6 protein-coding genes and 1 tRNA gene are annotated in these 8,008 nt (G+C 39.1%); 4 read left to right on the forward strand and 3 right to left on the reverse strand.

Annotated features, from left to right (window positions below; translation table 11 throughout):
* Positions 1-41: 41 nt before the first annotated feature.
* The 3 genes from RLO81_RS13805 to RLO81_RS13815 form a co-directional block, all read right to left on the reverse strand.
* Positions 42-284 (reverse strand): hypothetical protein, encoded by a 243-nt coding sequence (locus RLO81_RS13805; RefSeq protein WP_350112661.1) that lies wholly within the window; start codon positions 282-284, stop codon positions 42-44.
* Between the two features lie 85 nt (positions 285-369).
* Positions 370-445: transfer RNA gene (locus RLO81_RS13810), tRNA-His, on the reverse strand.
* An 85-nt stretch (positions 446-530) separates the two neighbouring features.
* Positions 531-1,868, reverse strand: coding sequence for a dihydroorotase (locus RLO81_RS13815; protein ID WP_350112663.1), 1,338 nt, complete (start codon positions 1,866-1,868; stop codon positions 531-533).
* A 79-nt stretch (positions 1,869-1,947) separates the two neighbouring features.
* Here RLO81_RS13815 and RLO81_RS13820 point away from each other — a divergent pair, with 79 nt between their 5' ends.
* The 4 genes from RLO81_RS13820 to RLO81_RS13835 form a co-directional block, all read left to right on the forward strand.
* Positions 1,948-3,255, forward strand: coding sequence for a DEAD/DEAH box helicase (locus RLO81_RS13820; RefSeq protein ID WP_350112666.1), 1,308 nt, complete (start codon positions 1,948-1,950; stop codon positions 3,253-3,255).
* Positions 3,252-4,625, forward strand: coding sequence for a M20/M25/M40 family metallo-hydrolase (locus RLO81_RS13825; protein ID WP_350112669.1), 1,374 nt, complete (start codon positions 3,252-3,254; stop codon positions 4,623-4,625). Before RLO81_RS13820 ends, RLO81_RS13825 begins: the two co-directional genes overlap by 4 nt.
* Positions 4,625-5,581 (forward strand): NAD(P)H-dependent flavin oxidoreductase, encoded by a 957-nt coding sequence (locus tag RLO81_RS13830; protein ID WP_350112672.1) that lies wholly within the window; start codon positions 4,625-4,627, stop codon positions 5,579-5,581. Before RLO81_RS13825 ends, RLO81_RS13830 begins: the two co-directional genes overlap by 1 nt.
* Positions 5,582-5,938: 357 nt before the next feature.
* Positions 5,939-8,008 (forward strand): beta strand repeat-containing protein (locus tag RLO81_RS13835; RefSeq protein ID WP_350112675.1); only part of this gene is annotated, 2,070 nt, incomplete at its 3' end.

Here is an 8,008-nt window from a genome sequence, read left to right on the forward strand (position 1 = left end):
AAAAAAGGGGCTAACAAGCCCCTTTTTTTATGACCTTTAAATTAGATCGTCAATTTTATCTGATCCGAATAAAATTTCAAACGGGTAGTATTTCTATTCATCACCTCAATCTTTTCGATCATATCCAACTTGTGGTTGAAAAAGACTTCGACATAATAATTTTCAAAAAGAAATAGATTGATTTTGTATTTATAGTAGCGAATGGCAACTATGAAAGTGCCCTCTTCATAGAGCACTTTTATCTTGTCTTTTAAGTTTAATTGATTGAAATCATATCCATTCATGTATTGAACTTACTAATAATTCAATTCATTTGAAATGGAATAAAACGAAAAAAGCCCATCTGCAAAGATGAGCTTTTAGTTTTAAGGGTGGGAGACGGGACTCGAACCCGCGACCTCCTGAACCACAATCAGGCGTTCTAACCAACTGAACTACAACCACCATTTATACCCTAGCTTTTTAAGGGACTGCAAATGTAGATAGTGTTGATGAGATTACAAATAATTAATATTAGATATTTTAATCACCTATCTGTTAAACGTTAATCTCATTCCCAAATTACTTTCGTCAAACTTACCATACTCATAAGCTAGATGACCAGATATAAATGTATGAGTTACTTGTGATTGAAACTTTGCACCTTCAAATGGAGACCAACCACATTTCGCCAAGATGTTATTTTTTGACACTTCCCAAGGGCTATTTAAGTTAACTAACACCAAATCAGCAAAATAACCTTCCCTGATATAACCCCTCTTCTCAATTTGGAATAGTATGGCAACATTATGTGCCGCCTTCTCAACAATTTTCTCTAATGAAATTTTATCCTGATGGTACATTTCTAGTAAAGCTACCAGACTATGCTGAACCAATGGCCCGCCAGAAGGAGCATTAAAATAGGTATTTGATTTTTCTTCCAACGTATGTGGGGCATGGTCTGTGGCAATTACATCTATGCGGTTATCTAAAACGGCTTGTAATATCGCTTTTTGATCGGATGCCTTTTTTACAGCAGGATTCCATTTTATTAACGAGCCCTTCTCTTTGTAATCTGAATCATTAAACCACAAATGATGAATACAAGCCTCCGCAGTTAGCCTTTTTTGAGCTAATGGAATCGAGTTGTCAAACAGAGATAATTCCTTTTCTGTGGATATATGAAGGATGTGCAATCTCGTTCCATGTTTTTTCGCCAGTGAGGCAGCCATGCTTGATGAAGCGTAACATGCTTCTTCGCTGCGAATTTCAGGATGACATTCCATGGGCACATTCTCACCATATTTCTCCTTATATATTTTCGTATTTTTTTTGATAGTCTCTTCATCTTCACAGTGTGTAGCAATGAGCATGGAAACTTTAGAAAATAGTCCTTCCAGGGTTTTCTCATCATCTACAAGCATGTTGCCGGTTGAGGAACCCATAAATACCTTAACTCCGCACACATCTTTAGGATTGGTCTTCAAAACCTCTTCAAGGTTGTCGTTAGAGGCTCCCATAAAAAAAGAATAGTTAGCCAATGAGTCATTAGCGCCAATGGCATATTTATCGGCAAGTAATTCTTGAGTTAAGGCGTTAGGCACGGTGTTAGGCATTTCCATAAAAGACGTTACACCACCAGCTACAGCCGCCCTTGATTCAGTAAAAATAGTAGCCTTATGCGTTAAACCCGGCTCTCTGAAATGTACCTGATCATCAATGAGTCCCGGAAGTAAATAGTTGCCATTAGCATCAATAATTTTATCTGCTGAATTAGCGCTTATATCTGCTTCAATTTTTTCAATTAACTGACCTTTGATCAGCACATCACTTTCAAATATCTTTCCTTCATTTACTAATTTGGCATTTTTTATTAAAGTCTTTGGCATGGGCTCATTAGTTTGCTTTTCACTTATATTCAACGCAATTTACAGCCTACTTTTTCACGCTGCAAAGTATTTTTAAACTATGGCAACTTCTGTTCAAAAATTTGATGATTTTAAATTAAACAGGCAGTTGCTCAATGCGGTGGAAGAAGCCGGTTTTACAGAGCCAACCCCCATACAAAAAAAGGCTATTCCCTTAGCCACTTCCGGCCATGATGTTATTGGTTTAGCACAGACGGGAACAGGAAAAACAGCCGCCTATTTATTGCCACTACTCATGAAAATAAAGTATGCTCAGGGGGATCATCCAAGGGCATTGATATTGGCTCCAACCAGAGAATTAATCCTACAGATTGAAGAAAATATTCAGCTGCTTTCCAAGTATACAGATTTACGTTTTGTTTCAATTTATGGCGGCATTGGGCCAAAAACCCAAATTGAAGACATACAAAAAGGAGTTGATATTATAATTGCTACACCAGGCAGATTTTTAGACATTTACTTGAAAAGTGAACTAGTTACTAAACTCCTTAATACCTTAATAATTGACGAGGCAGACAAAATGATGGACATGGGGTTTATGCCGCAGATTCGCAGGATCCTGGAAGTTATTCCGACAAAAAGGCAAAACCTGCTATTTAGCGCCACCATGTCGCCATTTGTTAAGACACTATGCGAAGAATTTCTTGAATTTCCCGAGATAGTGGAAGTGACACCTGAGCAACTAACCGTGGAAACAGTTGATCAGGTTTTGTATGAAGTACCAAATCTTAAATCCAAGATTAATTTTTTAGAGTATCTGCTTCAAGATGAAAGTTTTTCGAGAGTGATTGTATTTGTTAAAACAAAAACAACTGCCGATAATGTATTTAAATATTTGGAGCGCAAAAAGTTAGGGCCTTTAAGAGTAATTCATTCTAACAAGGGGCAGAACAGTAGAATAAATGCGATGAATGAATTCAAAGAAGGCAAGTTGCGAATTCTTGTGTCAACTGATATTTCCGCCAGGGGCATAGATGTGAGCATGGTTTCACACGTTATTAATTTTGATGTCCCCATTATTTATGAAGACTATGTTCATAGAATCGGTAGAACGGGCAGGGCTAAGAATCTGGGCAGTGCTATTACTTTTGCCAATCGGGCTGAAATGTATCATATTAAAAAAATTGAACAGCTTATCCGACAGGCTATTCCAATAAAGAAAATTCCTAAACAAGTAAAAATAGAGTCAACTCCAAAGGATGAAAACATTCAGATAGAAAGGGAGATTGACATGTTTAAACGCAAAGAAGATCCTGATTATAAAGGAGCTTTTCACGATAAAAAGGAAAGACCATTTAAACCAAAAGATAAAAAAGGAAATAATTTAAAAAAGAAGCGTAGAAGATGAGAAAAATTGCTCTAAGTATTTTAATGATTAGTATTTCATTTATTGCATTTGCTCAGCAAGAAGATGTTAAAATGATTAAATCAATTTTCGATAAAGAATTAACAGAAGGCCAATCCTATGAAATGCTAGATTATCTCACCAGTAAAATCGGAGCGAGACTTAGTGGCTCTCCTCAGGCAGCTGCAGCGGTGGAATGGAGCAAACAAGTGATGGAATCTTATGGATTTGATAGAGTTTATTTGCAAGAGGTAATGGTACCACACTGGGTAAGGGGCGAAAGAGAAAAGGCCAGAGTACTAAACTCTTCAAAACATGGAACGGTGGAATTGAATGTTAGGGCATTAGGCAATTCTGTAGGGACGGGCGCAATAGGCGTAATGGCCGAAGTCATTGAAGTAAATGCAATTAGTGAATTAGAGAAGCTAGGAAAAAAGGCAATTGAAAATAAGATCGTATTCTTTAACAGGCCGATGGACCAAACTCAGATAACTACTTTTTCAGCATATGGCGGGGCTGTAGATCAGCGAGTATTCGGAGCTTCTGAAGCAGCAAAATATGGAGCTAAAGCGGTTGTTGTAAGGTCGGTTGGTACGGTAACAGATGATTACCCGCACACGGGCACACTCATTTATGATGAAAACCAGCCTAAAATACCTGCAGTAGCAATTAGTGTGAAAGATGCTGATGCGCTCACTGAGATTTTGGCTGATACACAACCAACTAAACTTTACATTGAAACCCACTGTGAAATGTTACCTGATGTGCTTTCTTATAATGTAATCGGTGAGCTAACAGGTTCAGAAAAACCGGATGAAATTATTGTGGTTTCAGGCCATTTAGATTCATGGGATTTGGGAACAGGAGCCCATGATGATGGCGCAGGCTGTGTTCAGGCTATTGAGGGATTACGAATATTTAAAGAGCTAGGGTATAAACCTAAAAGAACTATCAGGGCAGTAATGTATATGAATGAAGAGAATGGATTGCGAGGAGGCAAGAAATATGCTGAAGTAGCAAAAGAAAAAGGCGAAAACCATATTGCAGCTTTAGAATCCGATAGTGGTGGATTCTCACCACGAGGTTTTAGAATGACTGGTGATGACGCTGACTTGAAAAAAGTGAGATCATGGCAACCACTTTTTGAACCCTACGGAATTTATGACTTTGATAAACCGGGTGGCGGTGCTGATATAGGTCCGTTGGAAGATCAGGGGACATTACTTATTGGATTAATGCCAGATTCTCAGCGTTATTTTGCCTACCATCATACTGATAATGATACATTCGATAAAGTGAATAAAAGGGAGTTGGAATTAGGGGCTGCAGGTATGGCGGCTTTAGTATACATGATTGATAAATACGGCCTGTAATGGAAAATAAATTTGATACTGCACTAACAAAAATGCTAGGGATACAATATCCCATCATAATGGCGCCTATGTTTCTAGTTTCTAATGCGGCTATGACTATTGCTGCTATTAAAAGTGGAATAACAGGCGCAATACCGGCATTAAACTATCGAACTGATAAAGAGTTTAGAGTTGCCATTAAGCAAATACAAGATGAAACTTCCGGCCCTTTTGGTATCAATTTAATTGTGAATAAGTCTAACATAAGAATGAAGGAACAGCTGAATACATGTGTTGAGTTGGGCGTAGATTTCATTATTACTTCATTAGGTAGCCCAAGGCAGGTAATTGAAGCCTGTAAGCCAAAAGGCATAAAAGTGTTTTGCGATGTGGTGGACGTGGAGTATGCACTAAAGGTGCAGGAACTAGGAGCGGATGCAGTGATTGCAGTTAATTCAGAGGCAGGCGGACATGCCGGCCCAATGTCTTATAAAGAGTTGATTCCTTTACTTATTGAAAAGTGTAACATTCCTGTGATTTCGGCTGGTGGAGTTGGAACCAAAGAACAGTTTTTAGAAAAAATGGAATTAGGGGCATGTGGGGCTTCCATTGGTAGCCCGTTTATTGCATCAGATGAAGCAGGTGTTAGCCATGAATATAAGCAGGCTTGTGTAGATTATGGCGCGAAGGACATTGTAATGACCACCAAGCTTTCAGGTACGCCATGCACAGTTATTAATACACCGTATGTTCAGGACATTGGTACGAAGCAAACATGGTTAGAACGTCTCTTAAATAAAAACAAAACTCTTAAGAAATATGCGAAGATGCTTACTTTCTACAAAGGAATGAAGTCGCTGGAAAAGGCAGCATTTTCAGCCACGTATAAAACGGTTTGGTGCGCAGGCCCTTCCATAGAGTATGTAAAATCAATCAGACCGGTGAAGGAAATTGTGAAGGATTTGGTGGGAGCATAAAGTCACTTCGAAACGTAAAGCAGCAGCGATATAAGTCCCCAAATCTAAATGCCAAAACCTAATTAATGTAAGCATACGTTCTAACAAGGAGATTTCTCAGTCGCGCACTCCTTCGAAATGACAATGTTGCAACTTTGTTTACCTTTCGCTAAAAACTTACATTAACATTCGTATCAATTTTACTTGCCTTAAAGCAAAGAAGGTGGTTTATTGCCAAATTATTTGATATAATTATACTTGAGAAATAATGGGCAGAAACTACTTAATTGAACATTATTAATCATTTGCAGGAGTTTTTCAGTTTCATAATGAATTTGCTGATAGTATTTCCTGATTTTACATGAAATTCTAAACATCATGGGTAAAACTTACATTAAAACCAATCTGAGAATTATAGCATTCGTTGCATCACTTTTTTTCTCAGGTATTCTTCAGGCTCAGAATACAGTAAGTATCGGTACGGATGAGCTAAAAAACAATGCAGTTTTATGGCTCAATGGAGATGGCTCTCAAGGATTATTGTTACCATCTGTAGCCAATGTGACTGACGTTTCCAATCCAGATGCCGGTATGGTGGTTTACCAGACTAGCAGTAACACCGTTTCCTATTTTAATGGAACGGCATGGGTTAATGTAGGTTCTGGAGGAGGCGGTTCAGATCAAACCTTGACCTATGATGCGGGTACTGGACAGTTAACGATAAGTGGTACAGGCGGAAATACTCAAACACTTTCCGCTGGTGGTGATATTACTGGAGATTTGAATAATATTCAAATTGCATCGGGAGCGATTCAGTTAGCAGATTTATCTAGTATGGGAGCAGGTGCTGATCAGATTTTGGTTTATAACGGCACGGCATGGGAAATAAGAAATTTACCATCTGGTACTTTTAGTGGTGTAAGTGTAGATGGCACAACAATTACTGGAGATGGATTAAACACAGACTTAGCTGTAGGCATTATTGGTAATGCTCAAATAAGCGATCTTGCATTTTCTAAATTAACAGGTGTTCCCGCAAATTTGGATACAGATGCAACGAATGATATCACAACTTCTGATATTACAAATGTGGGTAGCGGTCAAGTAATTACGAACGCTGAAAGAACCAAACTCACAAATATTACAGGAACTAACACAGGCGATGAGGTACTATTCAATGCCACAACAGATGGTATCGTTCCAGCACCCGGAGCATCAACAGGAAGAGTGTTACAAGATGATGGAACGTGGGTAACTGTTTCAGGAAGTGGTGATATGCTTCAAGCGACCTATGATGCCAATTCGAATAATGTGGTTGATGACGCAGAATCCGCACAATCGTTGTCTGGAACTATCACTACCTCACAAATAACTGATATTACTAGTGCAGGTAGTGGGGCAATAATCACAGGAGCTGAGCGAACGAATTTATCGAACCAGTCAGGAACCAATACAGGTGATGAAGTACTATTCAATGCCACAACAGATGGTATCGTTCCAGCACCGGGAGCATCAACAGGAAGAGTGTTACAAGATGATGGAACATGGGTTACTGTATCTGGTAGTGGTGATATGCTTCAAGCGACCTATGATGCTAACTCGAATAATGTGGTTGATGACGCAGAATCCGCACAATCGTTGTCTGGAACGATCACTACCGCACAAATAACTGATATTACTAGCGTAGGTAGTGGAGCTATAATCACAGGAGCTGAGCGAACGAATTTATCGAACCAGTCAGGAACCAATACAGGTGATGAAGTACTATTCAATGCCACAACAGATGGTATCGTTCCAGCCCCCGGAGCATCTACAGGAAGAGTGTTACAAGATGATGGAACATGGGTTACTGTATCTGGCAGTGGTGATATGCTTCAAGCGACCTATGATACTAACTCGAATAATGTGGTTGATGACGCAGAGTCGGCACAGTCTCTTTCAGGTACGATCACAACAGTGCAAATTTCTGATATAACAAATGTTGGCAGCGGACAGATAATCACAAATGCAGAAAGAACACAAATTGGGACAAATCAAACAAATATTACCGCAAACACAACAGCTATAGGCTTAAAACAAGATGCTTTACCTGCTGGTACAAATGGTCAGGTACTGAAATTATCTGCTGGAAACCCTGTTTGGGAAGATGAAGCAGCAGGGACAGCACCCGATGAAGTAACTATAACCGCCTCAGGTGGTACGGGCTCGCAGTTGGAAGTAATTGATGGTAGCATTGATGGGACTAAATTATCTACAAATGCTGTTGCTGGGGGCACTGGAGGAGTCATTCAAGATAATTCTATAACAGGAGCAGATATTTCAACTTCTGCGAATATAACTGCTGCCTCATTTTCCGGAAACGGTTCGGCTTTGACCAATATTAATGCTACTCAAATAGATGGTCAAACTGTTACAGCTGCCACACCTACAACTAATTATATTTTAAGA

The organism is Fulvivirga sp. (assembly GCF_040220315.1).
Lineage (GTDB): Bacteria > Bacteroidota > Bacteroidia > Cytophagales > Cyclobacteriaceae > Fulvivirga.